The 24,505-nt window shown below is 73.0% G+C and carries 24 protein-coding genes; 12 read left to right on the top strand and 12 right to left on the bottom strand.

Annotation, left to right across the window (positions count from 1 at the left end; genetic code table 11):
- Positions 1 to 345 (top strand): methionine adenosyltransferase domain-containing protein (locus ABD347_RS26135; RefSeq protein ID WP_344365723.1); only part of this gene is annotated, 345 nt, incomplete at its 5' end.
- Here the strand turns inward: ABD347_RS26135 and ABD347_RS26130 are convergent.
- Together ABD347_RS26130 and ABD347_RS26125 are read right to left on the bottom strand one after the other, a co-directional pair.
- The gene (locus ABD347_RS26130; RefSeq protein WP_344365721.1) at positions 290 to 925 is read right to left on the bottom strand and encodes a hypothetical protein; all 636 of its coding nucleotides are present in this window, start codon (positions 923 to 925) and stop codon (positions 290 to 292) included. The two genes, ABD347_RS26135 and ABD347_RS26130, sit on opposite strands and share 56 nt — an antisense overlap.
- Positions 922 to 1,086, bottom strand: a complete 165-nt coding sequence (locus ABD347_RS26125) for a hypothetical protein (RefSeq protein ID WP_344365720.1) — start codon at positions 1,084 to 1,086, stop codon at positions 922 to 924. Before ABD347_RS26125 ends, ABD347_RS26130 begins: the two co-directional genes overlap by 4 nt.
- A gap of 64 nt (positions 1,087 to 1,150) precedes the next feature.
- On the opposite strand from ABD347_RS26125, the gene ABD347_RS26120 reads away from it, so the two are divergent.
- A complete protein-coding gene (locus tag ABD347_RS26120) occupies positions 1,151 to 3,301 on the top strand; it encodes a primosomal protein N' (RefSeq protein ID WP_344365718.1) in 2,151 nt (716 codons plus the stop codon).
- Positions 3,302 to 3,634: 333 nt separating this feature from the next.
- Here ABD347_RS26120 and ABD347_RS26115 read toward each other — a convergent pair whose 3' ends face one another.
- Positions 3,635 to 4,156, bottom strand: a complete 522-nt coding sequence (locus tag ABD347_RS26115; protein WP_344365717.1) for a hypothetical protein — start codon at positions 4,154 to 4,156, stop codon at positions 3,635 to 3,637.
- A gap of 228 nt (positions 4,157 to 4,384) precedes the next feature.
- On the opposite strand from ABD347_RS26115, the gene fmt reads away from it, so the two are divergent.
- From fmt to ABD347_RS26085, 6 genes are all read left to right on the top strand, one after another.
- Positions 4,385 to 5,326 carry a methionyl-tRNA formyltransferase gene (gene fmt, locus ABD347_RS26110; RefSeq protein WP_344365741.1) on the top strand — a complete coding sequence of 314 codons (942 nt, stop codon included), beginning with the start codon at positions 4,385 to 4,387 and terminating at the stop codon, positions 5,324 to 5,326.
- 50 nt (positions 5,327 to 5,376) lie between these two features.
- A complete protein-coding gene (locus ABD347_RS26105; protein WP_344365714.1) occupies positions 5,377 to 6,798 on the top strand; it encodes an RsmB/NOP family class I SAM-dependent RNA methyltransferase in 1,422 nt (473 codons plus the stop codon).
- Between the two features lie 101 nt (positions 6,799 to 6,899).
- Positions 6,900 to 7,583 carry a ribulose-phosphate 3-epimerase gene (gene rpe, locus ABD347_RS26100; RefSeq protein ID WP_156695386.1) on the top strand — a complete coding sequence of 228 codons (684 nt, stop codon included), beginning with the start codon at positions 6,900 to 6,902 and terminating at the stop codon, positions 7,581 to 7,583.
- An 85-nt stretch (positions 7,584 to 7,668) separates the two neighbouring features.
- Positions 7,669 to 8,715, top strand: coding sequence for a sugar-binding transcriptional regulator (locus ABD347_RS26095; protein WP_344365710.1), 1,047 nt, complete (start codon positions 7,669 to 7,671; stop codon positions 8,713 to 8,715).
- A 280-nt stretch (positions 8,716 to 8,995) separates the two neighbouring features.
- Positions 8,996 to 10,441 (top strand): GuaB1 family IMP dehydrogenase-related protein, encoded by a 1,446-nt coding sequence (locus ABD347_RS26090; RefSeq protein ID WP_344365708.1) that lies wholly within the window; start codon positions 8,996 to 8,998, stop codon positions 10,439 to 10,441.
- A 162-nt stretch (positions 10,442 to 10,603) separates the two neighbouring features.
- Complete coding sequence (locus ABD347_RS26085) at positions 10,604 to 11,452, top strand: RNA polymerase sigma factor SigF (RefSeq protein WP_344365705.1); 849 nt, start codon at positions 10,604 to 10,606, stop codon at positions 11,450 to 11,452.
- Positions 11,453 to 11,732: 280 nt separating this feature from the next.
- Here ABD347_RS26085 and ABD347_RS26080 read toward each other — a convergent pair whose 3' ends face one another.
- The 8 genes from ABD347_RS26080 to ABD347_RS26045 all read right to left on the bottom strand — a co-directional run bounded on the left by ABD347_RS26080 (position 11,733) and on the right by ABD347_RS26045 (position 18,441).
- Positions 11,733 to 12,098 carry an ATP-binding protein gene (locus ABD347_RS26080; RefSeq protein ID WP_344365738.1) on the bottom strand — a complete coding sequence of 122 codons (366 nt, stop codon included), beginning with the start codon at positions 12,096 to 12,098 and terminating at the stop codon, positions 11,733 to 11,735.
- Between the two features lie 78 nt (positions 12,099 to 12,176).
- On the bottom strand, positions 12,177 to 13,454 hold the full coding sequence (locus tag ABD347_RS26075) for a PP2C family protein-serine/threonine phosphatase (protein ID WP_344365703.1): 1,278 nt from the start codon (positions 13,452 to 13,454) through the stop codon (positions 12,177 to 12,179).
- The gene (locus ABD347_RS26070) at positions 13,451 to 14,464 is read right to left on the bottom strand and encodes an ATP-binding protein (protein ID WP_344365700.1); all 1,014 of its coding nucleotides are present in this window, start codon (positions 14,462 to 14,464) and stop codon (positions 13,451 to 13,453) included. The genes ABD347_RS26075 and ABD347_RS26070 overlap by 4 nt, the downstream gene beginning before the upstream one ends.
- Positions 14,464 to 14,826, bottom strand: coding sequence for an ATP-binding protein (locus tag ABD347_RS26065; protein WP_344365736.1), 363 nt, complete (start codon positions 14,824 to 14,826; stop codon positions 14,464 to 14,466). Before ABD347_RS26065 ends, ABD347_RS26070 begins: the two co-directional genes overlap by 1 nt.
- A 187-nt stretch (positions 14,827 to 15,013) precedes the next feature.
- Entirely contained in the window at positions 15,014 to 15,424 is a 411-nt protein-coding gene (locus ABD347_RS26060) for an STAS domain-containing protein (RefSeq protein WP_344365698.1), read from the bottom strand.
- Entirely contained in the window at positions 15,421 to 16,326 is a 906-nt protein-coding gene (locus tag ABD347_RS26055) for an STAS domain-containing protein (RefSeq protein WP_344365696.1), read from the bottom strand. Before ABD347_RS26055 ends, ABD347_RS26060 begins: the two co-directional genes overlap by 4 nt.
- Positions 16,327 to 16,531: 205 nt before the next feature.
- A complete protein-coding gene (locus tag ABD347_RS26050) occupies positions 16,532 to 16,762 on the bottom strand; it encodes a DUF5133 domain-containing protein (RefSeq protein WP_344365733.1) in 231 nt (76 codons plus the stop codon).
- 662 nt (positions 16,763 to 17,424) lie between these two features.
- Positions 17,425 to 18,441 (bottom strand): GDSL-type esterase/lipase family protein, encoded by a 1,017-nt coding sequence (locus tag ABD347_RS26045; RefSeq protein ID WP_344365694.1) that lies wholly within the window; start codon positions 18,439 to 18,441, stop codon positions 17,425 to 17,427.
- Between the two features lie 293 nt (positions 18,442 to 18,734).
- Here ABD347_RS26045 and ABD347_RS26040 point away from each other — a divergent pair, with 293 nt between their 5' ends.
- The 4 genes from ABD347_RS26040 (at position 18,735) to ABD347_RS26025 (ending at position 23,703) form a co-directional block, all read left to right on the top strand.
- Positions 18,735 to 20,198 carry an amino acid permease gene (locus tag ABD347_RS26040; RefSeq protein ID WP_344365692.1) on the top strand — a complete coding sequence of 488 codons (1,464 nt, stop codon included), beginning with the start codon at positions 18,735 to 18,737 and terminating at the stop codon, positions 20,196 to 20,198.
- Positions 20,199 to 20,208: 10 nt separating this feature from the next.
- Positions 20,209 to 20,664, top strand: coding sequence for an Lrp/AsnC family transcriptional regulator (locus ABD347_RS26035; RefSeq protein WP_064067061.1), 456 nt, complete (start codon positions 20,209 to 20,211; stop codon positions 20,662 to 20,664).
- Positions 20,665 to 21,165: 501 nt separating this feature from the next.
- On the top strand, positions 21,166 to 21,963 hold the full coding sequence (locus ABD347_RS26030) for a carbon-nitrogen hydrolase family protein (protein WP_344365689.1): 798 nt from the start codon (positions 21,166 to 21,168) through the stop codon (positions 21,961 to 21,963).
- Between the two features lie 45 nt (positions 21,964 to 22,008).
- The gene (locus ABD347_RS26025; RefSeq protein WP_344365687.1) at positions 22,009 to 23,703 is read left to right on the top strand and encodes a flavin monoamine oxidase family protein; all 1,695 of its coding nucleotides are present in this window, start codon (positions 22,009 to 22,011) and stop codon (positions 23,701 to 23,703) included.
- 39 nt (positions 23,704 to 23,742) lie between these two features.
- On the opposite strand, the gene ABD347_RS26020 is transcribed toward ABD347_RS26025, so the two are convergent.
- A complete protein-coding gene (locus ABD347_RS26020; RefSeq protein WP_344365686.1) occupies positions 23,743 to 24,465 on the bottom strand; it encodes a DUF5995 family protein in 723 nt (240 codons plus the stop codon).
- Between the last annotated feature and the right edge of the window lie 40 nt (positions 24,466 to 24,505).

Raw genomic sequence — 24,505 nt, 5'->3', positions numbered from 1 at the left:
GACCGTTCGGCCGCCTACGCGATGCGCTGGGTGGCCAAGAACGTCGTCGCGGCGGGGCTCGCCTCGCGCTGCGAGGTCCAGGTGGCGTACGCGATCGGCAAGGCGGAGCCGGTCGGTCTCTTCGTCGAGACCTTCGGCACCGCCAAGGTGGAGGTCGAGCGGATCGAGAACGCGATCGCCGAGGTCTTCGACCTGCGCCCGGCCGCGATCATCCGCGACCTGGACCTGCTGCGGCCGATCTACGCGCAGACGGCGGCGTACGGCCACTTCGGCCGCGAACTCCCCGACTTCACCTGGGAGCGCACCGACCGCGTCGACGCGCTGCGCAAGGCGGCGGGGCTCTGAGCCCGCCCGCCCCGCGCCCTTTCCGGAGTCCGGCCCCCTGGCGGGGTGCCGGACTCCGGCGTTTCAACGGCCCGGCAGGACAGTCGATGGCCGCGATGTCGCCACCGAGGCCGCTCAGGGTGAGTCCCGGAGCGAGCAGGGCGACCAGCTCGTCGGTGAGGGGGCGCAGCGAGAGCACGTGCCGAACCGCGTCGAGGTCGACCGGGACCTCGCGCACGCTCACGGCGAACTCCTGATACGCCTCGGAGGAGCGGTCCGTCAGGAGCTCGAAGAGGAAGCCGGACCCGTCCGGATCGGGGGCGTCGGGGAAGTCGATGCCGCCGGTGCGCCAGGAGGTGTCCTCGGTCGTCCGCCACAGGCAGGCGGTCACGAACGGCGTCCCGTCCGCGTCCGCGAACGCGGGCTCCTCCACGTAGGTGCGGAAGGCCTCCGGCACGTCGTCGAGGACCCCCGGCCACGGCCTCGGCTTCGGCTTCACGGAGGCGTACGGACTCATCAAAGACTCGTGGTCGAAGCCCCGGATGTACGCGCCCGCCGGCGCGAAGACGATGGCGTACTCGTCACCCGAGCCGGTGCTCATCGAGGCGAGCTCATCGGTCGCGGACCAGTGTGCGCGTCGAAGTGGAAGCGCCGGTACACCGGGTCCCGGCAGAGGATCGCCTCCAGCGGCGCCAGGGCACGGCAGTGCTCACGGAGGACGGGTATCGAGGGCAGCAGCCTCGCGGCGTCGTACACGGTCACGCGGCCATCGAAGCCCATGCCACTGACAGCGGTGTTGTCAGTGGGCTCTGGTAGGAATGAGGCTGTGAGCAGCGACGACGGGAAGCGGGAAGGCGGGGGCCGGGGGGCCGAGCCCCCCGAGCAGCTCGCGCTCATACGGGAGACCGTGCGCAAGGCGAAGGTGCCCCGCGCGAAGCCGCGCACCTGGCGGGGGGCCGCGCTGGCCGAGGAGCTGCCCGTCGCGCGGGTCGTGGTGAACAAGGGCGTGCTGCACCTGGACCAGTTCTTCGACTACGCCGTGCCCGAGGAGCTCGACGCCGTCGCCCAGCCGGGAGTACGGGTACGTGTGCGCTTCGGGGCGGGCGCCCATCAGGTGCGGGACGGACGCCGGGAGGGTGGGCGGCTCATAGACGGGTTCCTCGTCGAGCGCCGGGCCGAATCGGACTACTCGGGCCCGCTGGCCGCCCTCGCCGACGTGGTGTCCCCCGAGCCGGTGCTCAGCACCGAACTGCTGGGGCTGGCACGGGCGGTGGCGGACCGGTACGCGGGGAGCCTCGCCGACGTGCTGCAACTCGCGGTCCCGCCCCGCCACGTGAAGGCCGAGCGGAAGCCGTCGCCGCAGCCGCTGCCGCCGCCCGCCGCGCCGGAACCCGGGACCTGGGAGCGGTACGCGCAGGGGCCGGCGTTCCTGGCGGCGCTCGCGGACGGCCGCTCGCCACGGGCGGTGTGGAACGCGCTGCCCGGGCCCCACTGGGCCGACGAGCTGGCCAGGGCGGTGGGCGCGACTCTCGCGTCGGGGCGCGGCGCGCTCGTCGTGGTGCCCGACGGGCGGGCCGCCGGCCGGGTGGACGCGGCCCTGACCGCCGTACTGGGGGAGGGGCGGCACGCGGTGCTGACCGCCGAGGCGGGGCCCCAGAAGCGGTACGCGCAGTGGCTTGCTGTGCGGCGCGGGGCGGTGCGCGCCGTCGTCGGGACGCGCGCCGCGATGTTCGCCCCGGTACGGGACCTGGGCCTGGTGGCCATCTGGGACGACGGGGACTCCAGCCACAGCGAGCAGCACGCGCCCCTGCCGCACGCGCGCGAGGTACTGCTGCTGCGCGCGGCGCACGACGGGTGCGGCTTCCTGCTGGGCGGCACCAGTTGCACGGTCGAAGCGGCGCAGCTCGTCGAGAGCGGCTGGGCGCGCCCGCTGGTGGCGCCCCGGGACCGGGTCCGGGCCGCCGCGCCGCTCGTGCGGACGGTGGGCGACGGGGAGCTGGCGCGCGACGAGGCGGCGCGAGCGGCCCGGTTGCCGTCGCTGGCCTGGCAGGCGGCACGGGAGGGCCTCAAGTCCGGGCCGGTCCTGGTGCAGGTGCCCCGGCGGGGGTACGTCCCACGGCTGGCGTGCGAGCGGTGCCGGACGCCAGCGCGGTGCCGGCACTGCGCGGGCCCTCTGGAGGCGCCCGAACAGAGCGAGCTGCGGTGCGGCTGGTGCGGGCGGGGCACGCCGGACTGGCACTGCGCGGAATGCGGGTCCGTCCGCCTGCGGGCCCAGGTGGTGGGCGCCCGGCGGACGGCGGAGGAACTGGGGCGTGCGTTCCCGGCCGTGCCGGTACGGACCTCCGGGCGGGATCACGTCCTGGACACCGTGCCCGCCCGGCCCGCGCTGGTGGTCAGCACCCCGGGCGCCGAACCGGTCGCCGAGGGCGGGTACGCGGCGGCCCTGCTGCTGGACGGCTGGGCCATGCTGGGCCGCGCCGACCTGAGGGCCGGTGAGGAGGCTCTGCGGCGCTGGATGGACGCCGCCTCGCTGGTGCGGGGCCAGGGCGAGGGCGGCACCGTCGTGATCGTGGCCGAGCCGACCCTCCGGCCCGTGCAGGCGCTGGTGCGGTGGGACCCCGTCGGCCACGCCCAGCGGGAGCTGGCCGAGCGGGCGGAGCTGGGCTTCCCGCCGGTCTCCCGGATGGCCGCCGTGACCGGCCGGGCCGAGGCGCTGGCGGCGTTCCTGGCTGCCGCCGAGCTGCCCCCCGGGGCGGAGGTGCTCGGCCCCGTGCCCCTGCCGCCCCCGCCGCCGGGTGCGCCGAGCCGGCCCGGTGACCCGCCGCCCGGCGAGGTCTGGGAGCGGGCGCTGCTGCGGGTCCGGCCGGGCAGCGGGGCGGCGCTGGCGGCCGCGCTGAAGGCGGCGCAGGCGGCGCGGCTGGCCCGGGGCGGCACGGAGCCGGTGCGGATCCGGGTGGACCCGCCGGACATCGGGTGACGGGTCCGGGACAGGCGGCGGGCCTCCCGGAGGCGTCGGTCCCGGACACGCGGCACGCCGCCTGGAGGCGTCCGGGCACCCGGCGCGGCTCCCGGCCGTGGCTGGGAAGCTGCGCGGCTCGCGGAGGCGTCCGGCCCCCCCCGGCCTCGTCCGTACACGCGGCGCGCCGCCCGGAGGCGTCCGGGCACCCGGCGCGGCTCCCCGTCCGTGTCCCGGGGCGTCCGGGGCCGCCGCACGCGGCGGACGCGGCCCGGGGCAGCGCCGCGCCCCCGGGGCCCGGACATGAGGCGGCCGCCCGGCCCCGGGGGGTGGGGGCGGGCGGCCGGATGGGAGTCAGCCGTTGCGCGGGCCGGGGAAGGCGCTCGGGCGGACCTCCTCGCGGAGGGTCTGGGAGCCGGACGTGGGCTGGGGCGGCATCGAGCGTGCGGCCGGCACCGAGGGCATCGTGCGCGTACCGCCCGGCTCGACGGGGTGGTCCGCCTCCGCCGGTCCCGGCTGCTGGGCCGTCGCCCGCCGGGCCCCGTACCGGCGGTGGACCGCCTGCTTGGTGACGCCGAGCGCCGAGCCCACCGCGTCCCACGAGAAGCCCAGTGAGCGGTCGAAGTCGACCGCCGCGGTCACCAGCGTCTCGACGCTGTCCCGCAGCTCCTGGGCGAGGCGCACGGTGGGGGCCGGGGCCCTGCCGTAGACGACGAAGCCCGTGGACGGGCCGGATCGCCGCGGGCGGTACACATTGCCGAGCTGGGCGGTGAGCGTGCGCAGTGCGTCCACCTGCCGGCGGACCCGCTCGATGTCCCGCACCAGCAGGTGCAGGCTCGCCCGGGCTTGGGCGTCGTGGGTTGCGTGGTCGGCCATTTACAAGCCTCTCGAACCGGCGTTGAAAGGGGTGGGCCGCTCCGTGGCGGCGGCCCGTTTCGGTCAATCTGCCTTGACCAACGCGCCACCCGTGGTCGGGGTCACGCTGCGGGGGCGTATCCGCATATGCCCAGGGCGCGCAGGACGACGTACGCCCCCCGCCGCACCGACGCCTAAACTGGTGCGTTGCCCACCACCGCCACCGAACAGACAGGCAGTCAGCCACTGATGAAGCTCGTCTTCGCAGGCACCCCCGAGGTCGCCGTACCCGCCCTGGACGCCCTGATCGCCTCGGACCGGCACGAGGTGGCCGCCGTCGTCACCCGGCCGGACGCCCCCGCGGGGCGCGGCCGCCGGCTCGTCGCCAGCCCCGTCGCCCAGCGGGCCGAGGAGGCCGGGATCGAGGTCCTCAAGCCGGCGAAGCCCCGGGACGAGGACTTCCTGGCGCGGCTGCGCGAGATCGCGCCCGACTGCTGCCCGGTCGTCGCCTACGGCGCCCTGCTTCCGCGCGTGGCGCTCGACGTGCCCGCGCGCGGCTGGGTCAACCTGCACTTCTCCCTGCTGCCCGCCTGGCGCGGCGCCGCCCCCGTCCAGCACGCGATCATGGCCGGCGACGAGGTGACCGGTGCCTCGACCTTCCGGATCGAGGAGGGCCTGGACTCCGGTCCGGTGTACGGCGTCATCACCGAGGAGGTCCGGCACACCGACACCAGCGGCGACCTGCTCACCCGGCTCGCCTTCGCGGGCGCGGGGCTGCTCGCCGCGACGATGGACGGCATCGAGGACGGCACCCTCGAGGCGGTGCCGCAACCCCCCGAGGGCATCACGCTCGCCCCGAAGATCACCGTCGACGACGCGCACCTCGACTGGACGGCCCCGGCACTCCGCGTCGACCGCGTCGTACGCGGCTGCACCCCCGCGCCCGGCGCCTGGACGGCCTTCCGCGGCGAGCGGCTCAAGGTCATCCAGGCCGCGCCGGTACCCGACCGCACGGACCTGGCGCCCGGCGAACTGTCGGCGGCCAAGAACAACGTGTACGTCGGGACCGGCTCGCACGCGGTGGAGCTGCTGTGGGTCCAGCCGCAGGGGAAGAAGCCGATGCGCGGTGCCGACTGGGCGCGCGGTGTCCGGATCGCTCCGGGGGAGAAGGCCGGCCCGACCCGCCACTAGAAGGGGATTAGGCTGAAAGGGTTCGAGCCACACCGGAAGCGGAGCACCTTTTGAGCGAGCAGTCCCGTCGCCGTCCCCCCCAGCCGTACCGCCGTCCCAAGAAGGACCCGGTGCGGATCCTGGCGTTCGAGGCGCTGCGCGCCGTCGACGAGCGCGACGCGTACGCCAACCTCGTCCTGCCGCCGCTGCTGAAGAAGGCACGCGAGAAGGAAGGCTTCGAGAACCGCGACGCGGCGCTCGCCACCGAGCTGGTCTACGGCACGCTGCGCCGCCAGGGCACGTACGACGCGATCATCGCGGCGTGCATCGACCGCCCGCTGCGCGAGGTGGACCCGCCGGTGCTGGACGTGCTCGCGATGGGCGCGCACCAGTTGCTCGGGACCCGGATCCCCACCCACGCGGCCGTCTCGGCGAGTGTGGAGCTGGCCCGGGTGGTGCTCGGCGACGGGCGGGCCAAGTTCGTCAACGCGGTGCTCCGCAAGATCGCGCGACAAGATCTCGACGCCTGGCTGGAGCAGGTCGCCCCGCCGTACGACGAGGACGCCGAGGACCACCTCGCCGTCGTGCACTCGCACCCGCGCTGGGTCGTCTCGGCGCTGTGGGACGCGCTCGGCGGCGGGCGGGCCGGGATCGAGGACCTGCTGGAGGCCGACAACGAGCGGCCGGAGGTCACGCTGGTGGCCCGCCCCGGCCGTTCCACCACGGACGAGCTGCTGGACGTGCTGGGCGAGGAGGCGAGCCTGCCGGGCCGCTGGTCCCCGTACGCGGTACGGCTCACCGAGGGCGGCGAGCCCGGCGCGATCGACGCCGTCCGCGAGGGCAGGGCGGGCGTCCAGGACGAGGGCAGCCAGCTGGTGGCCATCGCCCTCGCGAACGCCCCGCTCGACGGCCCCGACGAGCGCTGGCTCGACGGCTGTGCCGGCCCCGGCGGCAAGGCGGCCCTCCTGGGCGCCCTGGCCGCCGGGCGCGGTGCCACCCTGCTCGCCTCCGAGAAGCAGCCGCACCGTGCCCGGCTGGTCGACCGGGCGCTGACGGGCAACCCCGGCCCCTACCAGGTCGTCGTCGCCGACGGCACCCGCCCGCCGTGGCACCCCGGCGCCTTCGACCGGGCCCTGGTCGACGTGCCGTGCTCCGGTCTCGGCGCCCTGCGCCGCCGCCCCGAGGCCCGCTGGCGCCGCCGCCCGGAGGACCTGGAGGGCTTCGGCCCGCTCCAACGAGCCCTGCTGACCGAGGCGTTGAAGGCGGTCCGGGTCGGCGGAGTGGTCGGGTACGCGACCTGCTCGCCGCACCTGGCGGAGACCCGGGTGGTCGTCGACGACGTCCTCAAGCGGCACGGCGGCGCGGAGCTGATCGACGCCAGGCCGCTGATGCCCGGCGTCCCCGCGCTGGGCGACGGACCCGACGTACAGCTCTGGCCGCATCTGCACGGAACCGACGCGATGTACCTGGCGCTGCTGCGGCGTACCGCGTGAGGGCCCTGATTCGCCGGGATTGCGGCAAGTGTGCCGCGTCCGACAGGAACCGCACCGGCATCGGGTAAAAGAAACCCCATGGGACATGGCAGGCTTGGCTCATGGCCCAGATCAACCCCAGCATCCTGTCCGCCGATTTCGCCCGTCTCGCCGACGAGGCGAAGGCCGTCGAGGGCGCCGACTGGCTCCACGTCGACGTCATGGACAACCACTTCGTGCCCAACCTGACCCTGGGCGTGCCGATCGTCGAGTCGCTCAGCCGGGCGACGGACACCCCGCTGGACTGCCACCTGATGATCGAGGATCCCGACCGCTGGGCCCCGCAGTACGTGGAGGCGGGGGCCGGGTCGGTCACCTTCCACGTCGAGGCGGCGGCCGCGCCGGTGCGGCTGGCGCGTGAGATCAGGGCCAAGGGGGCCCGGGCTTCGATGGCGCTGAAGCCCGCGACCCCCATCGAGCCGTTCGAGGACCTGCTCCCCGAACTCGACATGCTGCTGATCATGACCGTGGAGCCGGGCTTCGGCGGCCAGGCGTTCCTGGACATCATGCTGCCGAAGATCCGCCGCACCCGGGAGCTGATCTCCAAGCACGGCCTCCAGCTGTGGCTCCAGGTCGACGGGGGTGTCTCGGCATCCACCATCGAACGCTGCGCGGAGGCCGGCGCCGACGTGTTCGTCGCCGGATCCGCCGTGTACGGGGCGGAGGACCCGGCCGCCGCGGTGCGGGCCCTGCGCGAACAGGCCACCGCGGCGACCGCCACGGCCGCCTGGGCGTGCGGTCACTGAGTCACGGGTGAACCACGGGCAGATGAACGCAGCCCAACAGGACCGATCACGGACCGCCGCATCTGCGAGGATGGCGATCCGAAGTGTGAACAGCAGTGAGGAGAGCGCGGTGTCTGCTATGTCGGCGGGACGGCCAGCCCTGCGGATGGGACCCGCGGAGCTCGTGCAGGCGGCGGCCATGGCCCGTCGCTTCTATCTCGAGGGCAAGTCCAAGATCCAGATCGCGGAGGAGTTCGGCGTCAGCCGCTTCAAGGTCGCGCGGGTCCTGGAGACCGCTCTCGAGCGTGACCTCGTACGCATCGAGATCCGGGTACCGGCCGAGCTCGACGCCGAACGTTCCGACGCGCTCCGCGCCAGATACGGGTTGCGTCACGCCGTGGTCGTCGAGTCCCCGCCGGAGGGCGAGGACGCCTCGCCGGACCCCGAGAACCTGGGCGAGGTCGCGGCCGACCTGCTCGGCGAGCTCGTGGCGGAGGGCGACGTCCTGGGCCTCGCCTGGGGCCGCTCCACCATCCACATGGCGGCGGCCCTCGACCGGCTGCCGCCCTGCACGGTCGTCCAGCTGACGGGTGTGTACGACGCGGGCACCGCCGAGCGTGGCTCGGTGGAGGCGGTACGCCGTGCCGCCCAGGTCTCCGGGGGCGAGGCGCACCCCATCTACGCGCCCATGCTGCTGCCCGACCCGGCGACCGCGGCGGCCCTGCGCAACCAGACCGGTATCGCCCGCGCCTTCGAGTACTTCGACAAGGTCACCGTCGCGGCGGTGTCCATCGGCTCCTGGGAGCCGGGTATCTCCACGGTCCACGACATGCTCACGGACGAGGAGCGGGCGCACTACGCCTCGCTGGGCGTCGCGGCCGAGATGTCGGCCCACCTGTTCGACTCGGCCGGACGCCGGGTCGGGCGCGACCTGGGGGAGCGGTGTATCACCGTCGAGGCCGACCGGCTGCGGCGCATTCCGGAGGTCGTGGCCATCGCGGGCGGGCGGCGCAAGGCGGCGGCGATCGGCGCGGTGCTGCGGTCCGGGCTGGTCACGAGCCTGGTCACGGACACCATGGCGGCCGACTTCCTCCTGGCGGAGTTCACCCCCGGCCCGCGCCCCGCGCTGGACCGCGCGGACCCGGACGACTAGGCCCGCGCCTTCGCCCGGCCGGACGCCCGGCACCGGACCACCGGCACCGGACCACCGGCACCGGACCACCGGGGCGGACCACCAGGGCGGGACCACCGGCGCCGGAACCAGGGCCTGATCCGCGGGACGGGCTTGGAGGAATGCACCAGGAGCTCCTCCAGGCCCTGTGGTTTTCGCCCGGGGTGTACGCGTGTGCGGACATGGGAGAATGAAGTACGTGCGTTTTCCCCCCGGCTGAAATGCCCGGGGGCCAACTCCGAACGACTGGGATGTTCAGCACGTGCGTTTCCTCAATGACCTGAAGCCGCCGTACGACCTCACGTACGACGACGTATTCATGGTGCCTAGCCGCTCGGCCGTGGGCTCCCGGCAGGGCGTCGACCTGTCCTCGCCCGACGGCACCGGGACCACGATCCCGCTGGTCGTCGCCAACATGACCGCCATCGCGGGCCGCCGGATGGCGGAGACGGTGGCCCGGCGCGGTGGCCTCGTCGTCATCCCCCAGGACATTCCGATCGAGGTCGTCACCGACGTCATCACCTGGGTCAAGAGCCGCCACCACGTGCTCGACACCCCGATCGTGCTCGACCCCCACCAGACCGTCGCCGACGCGCTGTCGCTGCTGTCCAAGCGCGCGCACAACGCGGGCGTCGTCGTGGACGCCGACCAGCGCCCGGTCGGCGTCGTCACCGACGAGGACCTGTCCGGGGTCGACCGCTTCACCCAGCTGTCCGAGGTCATGTCCAAGGACGAGCTGCTGCTGCTCGACGCGGACATCGACCCGCGCGAGGCCTTCAACACCCTCGACCACCACAACCGCCGGTACGCCCCGGCCGTGGACAAGGAAGGCCGCCTCGCCGGCATCCTGACCCGCAAGGGCGCGCTGCGCGCCACCCTCTACACGCCGGCCGTCGACGCGAACGGCAGGCTCCGCGTCGCCGCCGCGGTCGGTATCAACGGCGACGTGGCCGGCAAGGCCAAGCAGCTCCTCGACGCGGGTGTCGACACGCTCGTCGTGGACACCGCGCACGGCCACCAGGAGTCGATGATCGCGGCGGTCAAGGCCGTCCGGGGCCTCGACCCGCACGTGCCGATCGTCGCCGGCAACATCGTCGCCGCCGAGGGCGTACGCGACCTCATCGAGGCCGGCGCGGACATCATCAAGGTCGGTGTGGGCCCCGGTGCCATGTGCACGACCCGCATGATGACCGGTGTCGGGCGTCCGCAGTTCTCCGCCGTCCTGGAATGTGCCGCCGAGGCGAAGAAGTTCGGCAAGCACGTCTGGGCGGACGGCGGTGTCCGCCACCCGCGCGACGTCGCCATGGCCCTCGCCGCGGGCGCGTCGAACGTGATGATCGGTTCCTGGTTCGCGGGCACGTACGAGTCCCCCGGCGACCTTCAGCAGGACGCCAGCGGCCGCCTGTACAAGGAGTCGTTCGGCATGGCGTCCAAGCGTGCCGTGCGCAACCGCACCAGCGAGGAGTCCGCGTACGACCGGGCCCGCAAGGCGATCTTCGAGGAGGGCATCTCGCACTCGCGGATGTTCCTGGACCCGGCCCGCCCGGGCGTGGAGGACCTGATCGACTCGATCATCGCGGGCGTGCGCTCCTCGTGCACCTACGCCGGTGCCGGCTCCCTGGAGGAGTTCGCCGAGAAGGCCATCGTGGGCGTCCAGAGTGCCGCCGGCTACGCCGAGGGCAAGCCGCTGCACGCCAGCTGGAGCTGACGTACCGTCGGGAGTTCCGTCGAAGTGGCCGCCCCTCGCCCGGTGTGAGAGGCGGTCACTCCGCTTTTTTCGCGCCAGGCCGAATCCGTATGCGTGCTCTTGCCCGACGCGGGTACACGCGCCTTGCGAACGTACGGATAGGAAAGGGAGGGTGCAGTGTCCATGGCGACCACGATCTCGACCGGTACCGGCCCGCAGACGATCACCGATCTGCCGGAGGTCCGTAACCCCGGTGAAGTGGCTCCGAAGGACGCGAAGGAGCTCTCCAAGGCCTTCTTCGACCGGCTTGCCGTGCTGGAGGAGGGCACCGAGGAGTACCAGTACGTACGCAACACGCTGATCGAACTGAACCTCTCCCTGGTCAAGTACGCGGCGACGCGGTTCCGTAACCGGGCCGACCAGATGGAAGACATCATCCAGGTCGGCACCATCGGGCTCATCAAGGCGATCGACCGCTTCGACCTCAGCCGCGAGGTCGAGTTCACCACCTTCGCGATGCCGTGCGTCGTCGGTGAGATCAAGCGGTTCTTCCGCGACACCAGCTGGTCGGTGCACGTGCCGAGGCGCCTGCAGGAACTGCGCATCGACATCGCCCGGGCGACCGACGAGCTCTTCCAGCGCCTCGACCGCTCTCCGACCCCGGCCGAACTGGCCGAGCACCTGGGGATGGAGGAGGACGAGATCCTCGAAGGGCTCGTCGCCGCCAACGGGTACACCGCCGGCTCGATCGACCTGCCGCTCGACGACAGTTCCGACAACTCCTCCGAGACCCTCGGCGACCGGCTGGGCGAGCCGGACCGCGAACTGGAGATCGTCGAGAACGTGCAGGCGCTGAAGCCGCTCATCGAGCAGTTCGACGAGCGTGACCGGCACATCCTGCAGATGCGGTACGTGGACGAGATGACGCAGTCCGAGATCGGCGCGGTGCTGGGCGTGTCCCAGATGCACGTCTCCCGGCTGCTGTCGCGGATCACCGCGCGGCTCAGGGAAGGCCTGTTGGCCGTGGAGTGAACCCGACGACCCGTCGGCCGACGCCGGCGCCAGGGGCAGACACCCCGGGCGCCGGCGGACTCGGTTCCGGGTCCGGTGCCCCGGCGGGGCGGGCTCCCCGGCGACTGCCCCGACGCTCGCCGCACCCGGTCGTCGGCCACACGGAGAAGTCGTCGGCCGCACGCGTAAGGCCACCCGCGGAACGGCTGGTACGCGCCGCGCCCGGTACGCGGAACACCCGCCCCGCGTGCCGGCTCCTCGTCGCGGTCCGGCCGGGGGAGGTGCGGTCGGTTCCGGCCGGTCAGGCCTTTTCGGGCTCGCGGGACCAGATCGCGCGGACCGTCTTGCCCACCGGGGTCGGCTGGACCTCCACCCGGCTCGCCAGACTCAGCACCATGGGCCAGCCGAAGCCGCCGCCACCGCCGGTGAAGTCCGGGGTGCGGGCCTCGGGGAACGCCGGGCTGGAGTCGTCCAGCTCCACGGACAGCACGCCGGACTCGGCGCGCAGCCGCAGCCGCCACCAGCCGTCGGTGTGGCGCAGGGCGTTGGCCGTCAGCTCGGTGACGACCAGCTGCACCGCGTCCAGGTCCGCCCACGGACAGTGCTGTGCCACGAAGCGCGCGGCCGAGTCACGGGCCGAGGCGCAGTCGACATACGGCGAAATCATGACAACCACGAGCGGCTCCTTCAATCATCACCGCTCGCATACCCAGACCTCGTGCGTTAACCACGGACCTGGCGAGGATCAGCCGGGCACCCGGCGCACGGTCAGGGCCACGGTGTCGTCGGGATGCAGGATCACCGTGTGCATCTCCTCCGCGATGGCCGCCGGGACGTCCTCTATGGGCCGGTGCCGGTGGCGGCGGGCCGCGAGGGCGAGCCGTTGCTCGCCCTCACGCGGGTCGCGGCGGCTCTCGGTCAGCCCGTCCGTGTAGAGCACCAGCAGGTCGCCCGGGTCGAGGCGGTCGTGCAGCAGCCGCTCGCTGCCGGGCAGCGGGAAGCCGATACCCCGGCCGCGCACCTCCAGCAGTGAGGATTCCCCGTTCTCCCGGACGAGGATGGCCGGAGGGTGACTGCCGTTCGCCAGCACCAGTTCCCCGCTGACCGGATCGAGCCGGACCAGCTGCACGGTGGCCATCAGCTCGTGGTCGAAGGTCGCGAGCACCTCGTCCGTCCTGGCGACGATCGACTCCAGGGGGTGGCCCTCCAGGGCGAGCGTACGTACGGCATGGGTGACGTTGAGCGCGCTGCGCGTACTGGTCAGCCCGTGCCCCAGGGCGTCCACCACCGTGATGTGCACCGTGCCGTCCGGCAGGACGAACCAGTCGTAGAGGTCACCGCCCGTCGGGGCGTGCTTCTCCGCCGGCTCGTAGTGGACCGCCATCTCCAGGCCCGGCACCCGTACCGGCGGCGGGCGCAGGGCGTCCTCCAGCTGGCGCAGTATCCGGCCGTGCGCCTGGCGCAGCTGCTCGTCGCGTTCCTCCAGCTGCACGTACAGCGCCAGCACACCGCTGTTCGTCTCGGCCAGCTCGTGCTTGAGCCGCTGGTGGTCCTCGGCGAGCGCGTCCGCCCGGTCGACCGCCGCGCTGAGCTCCTCCTCCAGCAGGTCGGCCAGGCCCGGCGGATCGTCCCTGTCCGCGTCGCCGGCGCCGGACGGCAGGGGCACGGGCACCCGCCACACCGCGGTCGTGCCGGGCAGCCGCTCGGCGGGCAGCGGCAGCCCTTCCAGGGACGGCCGGCGCGGCGCGTACGGCAGGTGCAGCCGGACGACCAGCCGTCCCGCGTCCGGCCCGTCCGGCCGGTCGGTCGACGGGCGTCCGGCCGCTCCGTCGCCCACCGGCTGCGGCGGCACCGTTTCGAGCAGTACCGGCCGGCCGGCCGCGAGCTCGCCACCGGCCACCCGGACGGCCGACAGCGCGAGCCGGTAGCGCAGCTCGACGGGCAGGCCCGCCCGGTGGGCGAGGCGGCGCAGGGTGCTGCGCAGCCCCGCCAGCGAGTGGAGGGTGGTGATCTGCGGTTTCATGGCTCTCTCCGCGCCGGACCGAGGGTGAGGACGGTCGCGTCGTCCCGGCTGCGCCGGTGCTCGTGGACCAGGGATCCGGCGAGCAAGGGCGCGGGCAGTCCGCTGACGAACGGGGTCAGGGTGTGGGTCCAGCGGGCGTCGATGCCGTCGCTGTGCAGCAGGGCGATGGCGTCCGGCTCGACCGGCACCCGCTGCACACGGGGCTCGGGCATGTTCCAGCCGACGACCCCCGGCTGGCCGCCGAAACGACGGCGGACACCGTCGTGCCCCAGCAGCAGGGTCCGCACGTTCCCCACCGAACACTGGTCGACCCCCTGGGGCGACAGCCGGAGCAGTCCGACCGCCGCGCCCCGGCTGCGCCGCAGCGCGCGGTTCATCGCGTGCAGCAACCGGGGGAGCGGCAGGCCGGGGTCCCGGTGGAAGGTGCGTACGGCCAGGTCGGCCGCCTCGGCGGCGGGCTTGCCGTGCCCGAGGCCGTCCACCACCAGAGCGGTGCGTACGTCCCCGGCGACCGCGAGGCTCCAGGAGTCCCCGCAGAGGCTCTCGCCGTCGGCGGGGACGCGGACGGCGCCCACCCCGGGCGTCCCCTCGGCGGGAGTGCCGCCCGGTTCGCCCAGGCGGGCGGAGACGACGGTGCCGACGCCTTCCCTCGTACGCACGGTGAACTCGTCCGCGATCCTGCGCACCGCGCCCAGACCGGAGCCGAGCGTGCTGCTGGTGGTGTACCCGTCGGTCAGGCACTGTTCCAGGTCGGCCATGCCCGGGCCCCGGTCGACGGCGAGGATCTCCACACCGGTGCGCAGGGGCAGCGGCTGGACGTACAGCGAGCCGCTCTGGGCGTGCTTGGCGACATTGCCGGCCAGCTCGCTGGCGAGCACGGCCGCCTGGTCCGGCAGGGCGCCCGTGAGCCCCTGGTCCAGCGCCGTCCGGCGGGCCGCGGTGGCCGCCAGCTGGACGGCGCTGTAATGGTCCACCCGGATGTGGGTGGTGACGGACTTCGGTGTGTCCATCAGCGGTCGTTCCAGCGCGCGACGATCACCGTGGTGCCTTCACCCGGACTGCTGTGGACCTGGAAGTCGTGCATCAGCCGACGCGCGCCGCCCAGCCCGTGACCGAGCCCGGTTCCGGTGGTGAACCCGTCGGTGAGCGCCTCCTCCAGGTCGCGGATGCCGGGGCCGTCGTCACGGACCGTCAGCCGCAGGCCCTTCCGCCCGGACCGCGTCACCACCTCGATCTCCAGCGAGCCGCCGCCCCCGTGGACGTAGGCGTTGCGGGCGAGCTCGCTGGCGGCGGTGACGATCCTCGTCTGGTCGACGAGCCCGAAACCGGCCTCCACAGTGGCGGCCCGCACGGCATGACGCACCGTCAGCAGGTCTTCCTCGGAGGCGACGTTGAAACGGGAGGCACCGCCGGGGCTTCCTGGTGGTGCGTCCGGGTCCGCGGACGTGCCGGACGTGCCGGACCGGGTGCCGGTCCGGGTACCCGTCCGGCCGGAGGCGACGGAGGAGCCGGACGGCGCGGAGCGCTGGGCGATCAGCTCGGAGCCCGCCGCCAGCCGTTCACCGTGGAGCGTCACGTCGGGCCTCCCCCAGGGGCTGGGGCATACGGTGCCAGCCGAGCGCGGTCAGGCCCTGCTCGGCGTTGAGAGCGGTCTCCACACCGGTCAGCTGGAGCCCCAGCTCGACCAGGGTGATGGCGACCGCAGGCCGCATCCCGGCCACGATCACCCGGGCACCGAGGAGGCGGGACATCGTGGTCAGCTCCATCAGCGTGCGTGCCACGAAGGAGTCGATGATCTCCAGGCGGGAGATGTCGATCAGGACGCCGCGGGCCCGGTCGCCGGTGATTCGCTCGGTGAGCTCGTCGGTGAAGGCCACCGCCGACTGGTCGTCCAGCTCATTGAGCAGTCCGGTGACGAGCACGTCACCGAGGCGCAGGATCGGTACGCCGGTGGCTCGCGGGGCGGTCACGCGGTCACCGGCCGTCCGGTCACCGGCCGAGCGGTGCCGACGTCGTGGCCGACGGCGGGCTGGTCGGTCAGCTGGATGGCGGCGGCCAGCGCGTCCGCCAGGGTCGCGCGGGTGAGGATGGTCGACAGGTCGATGCCGAGCTGGGCGATGGTCTGGGCGATGGGCGGCCGGATCCCGCTGATCACACAGTCGGCACCCATCAGCCGCACCGCGTTGACGGTGTGCATGAGGTGCTGGGCGACCGCGGTGTCGACGGCCGGTACACCGGTGATGTCGATGATGGCGACCTGGGCCTCGTGGTCCTGGATCGCCTGCAGCAGGCTCTCCATCACGACCTGGGTACGGGCGGTGTCCAACGTGCCGATCAGGGGTACGGCCAGGACGTGCCGCCAGAGACGGACCACCGGTGTCGAGACCTCCAGCAGCTGACGGCTCTGCCGCTGGATGATCTCCTCGCGCCCCTCCACGTACGTCTCGAACGAGAGCACCCCGGCCGCGTCGAGCAGCCGGTTGACCAGGATGGCGGCGGAGAACAGCTCGGCCGTTTCACCAGTGGTGTGCTGGACGGCGGAGAGCAGCGCCTCCTTCAGCGACAGCACGGCCAGCGACGTGGCGGTCGGCGACGCGCCCGCCCGGGCGCGGCGCAGCGACAGCTCTATCACCGTCTGGCGCAGTTCGTTGCGCGTCGTCACCAGGCGTTCCACCGGGACGTCGCTGGCCAGGCCCGCGGCGAGGGCGGAGATCAGCAGGTCGGCTTCCTCGCGGACCTCGTGCTCGCTCATGTCCGTGCTGAGCACCGCCTGCTCCAGCTGGAGCCGGACCCATCGGTCCGCGATCTCCTCCTCGCGCTCCCGCAGGGCCTCGCAGAGGCGGTCCCGCACGCTCGATTCGCTGGTGTTCACAAGCACCTCTCGCAGTCGGAAGCAGGACGGGCGGGTCTCCGGGCCGGGTGCCGGAAACGTCGACGGGTCGGCCGCGCGTCCTGCTTCTCGTGTTCAACGGCCGTTGGATGGTAGTCGCCGACCGGCGTCCCGAAGAAACGTGACTCCGCGTGCGGACGCCGAGGGCGGCGACCGGAGAGTGCCGGTCGCCGCCCTCTCCGCCCGCTCAGCGCGAGGCCGACGTCGTCGAGACGGCCACCGGTTCGCCGGCCGCCGCGAGCGCTTGTCTGGCCACCCGGAGCGCGTCGCGTATGTCACGCGTACCGGTGGACACGCAGAGGGTGTAGGCGGTGTCGTCCCGTTGACGCTTGATCCTCGGGTCCGCCGCGTCCGCACCGGGTGCGGACAGTTCCTCATACCTGGCCACGAGTTTGCGCAGCATCGACGGATGCGCCATCAGCACGACAGAACCTCCTTCTGGACGGGACCCGGACGTACGTCGGGGGGCCGGGACGCGGTGGCACCGACCGAAGGCGCCCCTACCCCGCCTTCTCGCGGTCATTCCACCGAAGTCCCCGACGGCGCCTGTCCGCCACCGTCCCGGGCCCGTTCCGGCCACAGGACGCCGTTCGTGTGGAGGTGGTCCGGCCCACGCCCGCAGCGTCGGCCGCGTCGTGCCGACCGCGCCCTGTCGGCCGTGCCCTGCCGTGCCTGGCCGGCCGTGTCCTGTCGGCCGTTCCCTGCCGTGCCGGACGCGTCCTGTCGGCCGGTCTCCCGTCGGTCGTCTCGTGTCGGGGTGGGGCCTGTGCCGTCGTCGTCCGGCTCGGTCCGGCGTGGCCTGTGGCCGGGGTTTCGGCTGATGCCGGGGCGTGCCGTTTCGGCCGATGCCGGGGATGCCGTCTGTGCGGCGTGGTCTCGCACACGGACGTGATCTCGCACCCGTGCGCGGCGCTGCCGTGGCCGTTGTGGCGTCGCTCACCTTCGGGGGCGGGCTCGGGCGTCGTGGTGTTTCTCACGTCCGAGTCGTTGCGCCGTCGTGTCGCGTTTGTGTCCGGGGTGCCGCCCGGCCGTCGTGGGGCCCGCGCATCCGGGGCGTCGCGCGGCCACCTACGGTGTCGGTCACGTCCGGGACAGCGCCCGGCTGCTGAGGGCCGCCTCGTGCCGGACGGCCGCCGCGACGGCGGCGGCGACGCGCGCGTGGCCGGCGTCGTCCGGATGCAGTCCGTCCACGAGGTGCCCGGGTTCCAGCAGGCCGCGGCCGGGCAGCAACGCGAGTCGCTCGTCACCGGCCGCGACCAGGTCCCGGACGGCCTCCTCCATCGCGGTGCGCAGATCGGCGAGCGTCGCGCCCAGCGGGTTGGCCGTGGACTCCGCCTCGGGGCGCAGCAGCGGCGAGAGCAGCAGCAGCGGCGTGTCCGGGTGGCCCCGGCGTACGAGGGTGATGAACGCGCGGGTCGTCTCGTACAGCAGCGGCGCCGAGTGCGGGACGCCGGACCAGCAGTTCGTGCCGAACGCCAGGGTGAGGAAGTCGGCGGGGAGGGCGGCCAGCTGCTGGGCGGTGGACAGCTCGCCGCGCGCGGAGCCCGCGTAGCCGAGGTTGACCGGGTCCATGCCGAGGGCCCGTCCCGCGACGGCGGGCCAGGAGTGGGCGGGGCGGGTGGACCACCAGCCCTCGGTGATCGAGTCGCCGTGGACCAGCCAGCGGGGGCGCGGGGGAGCGGGGGAGAGGGCGCCGCCGACGGCACGCAGCGCCAGGATCGCGGGGGCCTGGCTCTCGGGCGGGTGAACGGTGAACGGGCCCGTACCGCCCGGCAGGGGCACCGTGACGGTCGCCTCCTCGGCGGGCTCGGTGAACGCCTCGTGCAGGCAGGTGTCGCCCTCCCACAGCGCGAAGCAGTGCGCCAGCTCGCGCAGCTCCACCGGCCCGTCGGGCACGGTCGCCCGGTAACGGATCTCCACGGCGCGGGTGCCCGGCGACGCCGTGAACTCCAGCCGCACGCCGATGGGCAGCGCGGCCCGCTGGGCGGTCTCCCACGGCAGCCGCGCCACGTTCACCGGGTCGGCGCGCACCGCGCGGCCGTGCTCGTCCACCCACGCCGTCCCGCGGAGGAACGGCACCGGATCCTGCCAGGTCATACGGGTCTCCTCCGTCGGTGAAAGCACCTGCTCAGGGCCCCCAATGTGTCGATTCGTGCGGCGGGGCGCAATGTTTCCCCGTCTGTGCCCCAACCGCGCAATGATCAATCGTCGATGCGCAACAACGATGCATTACAAGCGCGAAGCCCGCCCTTTAGGCTCGTGCCCCGTACCAGGAGTGGCGGTGACCGCCTGCTCGGCGGTCCCCCTTCCCCCGTGGGTTGTTCCGACACGCCCACGAGCCGCCGCAGGTCGCCCTCCGTCCGACCCGCAGCGATGAAGGAGCCCCCGCAGTGCTGGATCAAGGCACAGCCCCTCCCGCCACCGAGCCGTCCGCGCCCAAGGCGTCCGGGCTCTCCGCTCTCGTCCGGCGCAAGCCGGTGGACGTGCTGGTCGCAGAGGGTGGGCAGGGTGAGGGCGGTTCGCTCCGCCGCTCGCTTTCCATGTGGCAGCTGACCATGATCAGCATCGGTGCCACGCTCGGCACCGGGATCTTCGTCGTCCTCGGCGAAGCCGTTCCGCTGGCCGGTCCGGCCGTCACGCTCGCGTTCGTCTTCGCCGGACTCACGGCGCTGTTCTCGGCCCTGTCCTACGCCGAGCTGGCCGGCACCATCCCCGTCGCCGGCTCCTCCTACTCGTACGCGTACGCAACGATGGGTGAACTCGTCGCCTGGGTGTGCGGCTGGTGCCTGCTCCTGGAATACGGCGTGTCCGTCGCCGCCGTGGCGGTCGGCTGGGGCGACTACCTCAACGAGCTCCTCGACGGCACCATCGGTGTGACCCTGCCCGCCGCGCTCTCGTCGCCGCCCGGCGAGGGCGGCGTCTTCAACCTGCCGGCCATGATCGTCGTCGTACTGGCGATGCTGTTCCTGCTCGGTGGTGCCAAGGAGTCGGCGCGCGCCAACACGATCATGGTGATCGTCAAGATCGCCGCGTTGGTCCTGTTCTGCGTGATCGGCTTCATGGGCTTCAAGTCCGGCAACTACTCCGACTTCATGCCGCTCGGTGCCAGCAGCGTCGGCGCGGCGGGCGCCATCCTGTTCTTCTCGTACATCGGCTTCGACGCCGCCTCCACCGCCGGTGAGGAGGCCAAGGACCCCAAGCGGGACCTGCCGCGGGCCATCATGCTGTCGCTGGTCATCGTCACCGGGCTGTACGTGCTCGTCGCCGCGGTCGCCGTGGGTGCCTGGGACTGGAAGAAGTTCGAGGGCTCCGAGGCGTCGCTCGCCGCGATCATGAACGATGTCACCGGCCAGAGCTTCTGGGGCACCCTGCTCGCCGCCGGCGCGGTCATCTCCATCGCCAGCGTCGTCCTCACCGTGCTCTACGGCCAGACCCGCATCCTGTTCGCGATGTCCCGCGACGGCCTGGTGCCCAAGGTGTTCCGCAGGGTCAACCCCAAGACCGGCACGCCCCGCGTGAACACCGTGATCGTCTCGATGTTCTGCGGCACCCTCGCCGCGGCCGTCCCGCTGGGCGAACTGGTCAACGCCACCAGCATCGGCACGCTGTTCGCCTTCGCGCTGGTCAATGTCGCGGTCGTCGTGCTCCGCCGCACCAGGCCGGAGCTGCAGCGCAGCTTCAAGGTGCCGTTCGGCCCGGTCTTCCCGGTCCTCGGCTTCCTGTTCTGCGGTTACAGCATGTACAGCCTCGACATGGTCACCTGGGCCTACTTCGGTGTCTGGATGGCCGCGGGTCTCGTGTTCTACTTCGTGTACGGCATGCGCCGCTCCCGATTGGCCACGGCAGAGAAGTGACCCACCCGCAGTGCGACTGAACGATCTCGACGAACGTATCGTCCACGCCCTCGCCGAGGACGCCCGCCGTTCCTACGCCGACATCGGCTCGCTCGTCGGTCTGTCCGCGCCCGCCGTGAAGCGGCGGGTGGACCGGCTGCGGGCCGAGGGCGCCATCACCGGATTCACCGTCCGGGTGGACCCGGCGGCGCTCGGCTGGGAGACCGAGGGCTTCATCGAGATCTACGCACGCGGGAACACCTCGCCCGAGACCATCCAGCGTGGTCTCGAGCGGTACCCGGAGGTCGCGGCCGCGTCCACCGTCACCGGTGACGCGGACGCGATCGTCCAGGTCTTCGCCTCCGACATGCGGCACTTCGAGCGCGTACTGGAGCGGATCGCGGGTGAGCCGTTCGTGGAGCGCACCAAGTCGGTCCTGGTGCTCTCGCCGCTGCTGCGGCGCTTCTCGTCCGGCTCGCCGGCCTAGCCGGCCGTTCGGGTACTCCGGCCGCCACGGCGGCACCCGGCAGTCCCCCGTGCCGCCCCCGACCTCCCGTCGCCGGCCGGCAGGCCTTCGCCGAGCCGGTGGGCGCCGCCGCATCCCGCGGCCCGGCGCCCGCCCGGTCCCCGGAGTCGGCGGCGGAGCCCGCGGCCCCGGCGGCGAACAGCGGGGCGGCGGCCACAGCCGAGACCCTCGTACGACGGTTCATCGGGGCCGCCCTTCGGCCGGTGAGGCGCGTTCGCGGACGTCCACCACCGGCCACCGGCGACCGGCGTGCGGGGTGGCGCGGATGGCGGGGAGGCCGGTGTCCGGCCCCGGCGGCACGGGCGCGCAATGAATCACCGCGCGGCGCCCCATCCGCGCAACGGATCGATCGTCGGTCCGCAACGGTCACGCCTTGTCCCGGAAGAACACCGGACCGTACCGTTTTGAACGTCTTCTCGACGCCCCTTTCCCTCTCCCTCCCGTACCCACAGAGGTCTGCCGATGCCGCCGCTGCGCACCGCCCTGCTCCAGAGCTCCGGACAGCCCGGTGACGTCGCCGCCAACCTCAAGGTCCTCGACGAGGCCGCCGCCCGCGCCGCCGCCACCGGCGCCGGCCTGCTGGTCGCCCCCGAGATGTTCCTGACCGGGTACGCGCTCGGCGACGGCGTCGCCCGGCTGGCCGAGCCCGCCGACGGCGACGGGGCCGACGCGGTCGCCGACATCGCCCAGCGCCACGGGCTCGCCATCGCCTACGGCTACCCCGAGCGCGACGGCGACCGGGTCCACAACGCGGCCCAGCTGATCGGCCCGGACGGCACCCGGCTCCTGAGCTACCGCAAGACCCACCTCTACGGCGGCTTCGAGTCCGACTCGTTCACGCCCGGCGACCAGCCGGTCGTCCAGACGGAGCTCGGCGGAGTGCGCGTCGGCCTGATGATCTGCTACGACGTGGAGTTCCCCGAGAACGTCCGGGCGCACGCCCTGGCCGGCACCCAGCTCCTGCTGGTGCCCACCGCGCTGATGCACCCCGCCGAGGTCGTCGCCGAGTCCGTCGTACCGGTGCGCGCCTTCGAGAACCAGATCTACATCGCGTACGCCAACCGGACCGGCCCCGAGGGCGAGTTCGAGTTCGTCGGCCTGTCCGCCCTCGCGGGCCCCGACGGTACCGCCCGCGCCCGCGCCGGACGCGGCGAGGAACTCGTCGTCGGCGACGTCGACCCGGAGTTCCTGGCCTCCTCGCGCGAGGCGAACCCCTACCTGCGCGACCGCCGCCCCGGCCTGTACACGTCCCTCGTCTGAGCCTCCCGCCCCTCCCCCAGCTTTCCCGCAAGGAGTCCGTACCCCATGACGTCCACGGTGCCCACCGCCGTCCAGCACACCGACGCGCAGCCGCCGATCACCATGTTCGGTCCGGACTTCCCGTACGCGTACGACGACTACCTGGCCCACCCGGCCGGGCTCGGCCAGATACCCGCGACCGAGCACGGCACCGAGGTTGCTGTCATCGGCGGCGGGCTCTCCGGCATCGTGGCCGCCTACGAGCTGATGAAGATGGGCCTCAAGCCCGTCGTGTACGAGGCCGACCAGATCGGCGGCCGGCTGCGCACCGTCGGCTTCGAGGGCACCGCCACCGAAGGCCTGACCGCCGAGATGGGCGCCATGCGCTTCCCGCCCTCCTCGACCGCCCTCCAGCACTACATCGACCTCGTGGGCCTCGAAACCCGGCCGTTCCCGAACCCGCTGGCCGAGGCCACCCCGTCGACCGTCGTCGACCTCAAGGGCGAGTCGCACTACGCCGAGACCATCGACGACCTGCCGCAGGTCTACCGCGACGTCGCCAAGGCCTGGAACGACTGCCTGGAGGAGGGCGCGGACTTCTCCGACATGAACCGCGCCATGCGCGAGCGCGACGTCCCGCGCATCCGGGAGATCTGGGCCAAGCTCGTCGAGAAGCTCGACAACCAGACCTTCTACGGCTTCCTGTGCGAGTCCGAGGCCTTCAAGTCCTTCCGGCACCGTGAGATCTTCGGGCAGGTCGGCTTCGGCACCGGCGGCTGGGACACCGACTTCCCCAACTCCATCCTGGAGATCCTCCGCGTCGTCTACACCGAGGCCGACGACCACCACCGCGGCATCGTCGGCGGCTCCCAGCAGCTGCCGCTGCGCCTGTGGGAGCGCGAGCCGGAGAAGATCGTCCACTGGCCGCTCGGTACGTCGCTGAAGTCGCTGCACGAGGGCGACCCCAAGCCCGCCGTGACCCGCCTGCACCGCACCGCCGGCAACCGCGTCACGGTCACCGACGCGAACGGCGACATCCGCACGTACCAGGCGGCGATCTTCACAGCCCAGTCCTGGATGCTGCTGTCCAAGATCGCTTGCGACGACTCGCTGTTCCCCATCGACCACTGGACGGCGATGGAGCGCACCCACTACATGGAGTCGTCCAAGCTCTTCGTCCCGGTCGACCGGCCCTTCTGGCTGGACAAGGACGAGGAGACCGGCCGTGACGTCATGTCGATGACGCTCACCGACCGGATGACCCGCGGCACCTACCTGCTGGACGACGGTCCGGACAAGCCGGCCGTCATCTGCCTCTCGTACACCTGGTGCGACGACAGCCTCAAGTGGCTCCCGCTCTCCGCCAACGAGCGCATGGAGGTCATGCTCAAGTCGCTCGGCGAGATCTACCCGAAGGTCGACATCCGCAAGCACATCATCGGCAACCCGGTGACCGTGTCCTGGGAGAACGAGCCCTACTTCATGGGCGCGTTCAAGGCCAACCTGCCGGGCCACTACCGCTACCAGCGGCGGCTGTTCACCCACTTCATGCAGGACCGGCTGCCCGAGGACAAGCGCGGCGTCTTCCTCGCGGGCGACGACATCTCCTGGACGGCCGGCTGGGCCGAGGGCGCCGTGCAGACCGCGCTGAACGCCGTCTGGGGCGTCATGCACCACTTCGGCGGGGCGACCGACGCCACCAACCCCGGCCCCGGCGACGTCTACGACGAGATCGCCCCGGTGGAGCTCCCGGAGGACTGACCGCCGGACGGCGGGCGGGGCGCACCCCCGTGCGAGCGGTCAGGCGCCGCACGGGGTGAGCGGCGTCAGCAGCATCCGCCCCGCCAGCCCCACGGAGCGGTCGAGGCGTTCGGTGAACTCCCCGGCCAGCTCCGGCACCCCGCCCAGCTCGCCCAGCCGGCCCAGCTGCCACAGCGAGCGGGCGGCGAGCCACGCCCCGTCGCGGGCGCGCTCCAGGCTCCAGCAGCCCAGCAGGTGCGTCAGCGGGTCGGCGACCTCCAGCAGGTCCGGCCCCGGCATCAGCTCCTCGCGGATGCGCTCCTCCAGCAGTGCCAGGACGTCGCCCACCCGGTCGAACTCGCCCTCCAGGTCGGCCGGTTCGCAGCCGAGCGTGTGACAGGCGTCCACCACGGCCAGCGCCAGGTCGTGCCCGATGTGCGCGTTGATACCGGCCAGGGCGAACTGCAGCGGCCGTACGCCGGGATGGCGCCGGTACTGGAACAGCGGCCGCCAGCATGCCGGCGGCCGCCCACCCGCGGCGACCGCGTCGACGGCCGCCAGATAGCGCTCGGCGAAGCGGACGTCCAGCGTGGTGGCGGCCCGCCGGTCGGCGAACTCGCCCGCGTCGATACGCCGGTCGATCTCCTCCGTGACGGTGAGGTAGATCCGGTTGAAGACCGCCACCCCGTCCGTCGCCGGCCACAGCTCGGAGAACGCGCGCATCCGCGTCACGACCGGGCCGATCACCAACGGGGCCGACGAGGCCTGTTCGATCTGCGCCATGGGGGCAGCGTCCCAGTAGGTAGGCTCTCGGTGGTGTCAT

The sequence above is a fragment of the Streptomyces gobitricini genome (assembly GCF_039532985.1).
GTDB lineage: Bacteria > Actinomycetota > Actinomycetes > Streptomycetales > Streptomycetaceae > Streptomyces > Streptomyces gobitricini.
Note: the sequence above shows the minus strand (reverse complement) of the source record. Positions and strands in the feature narration are given on the sequence as shown.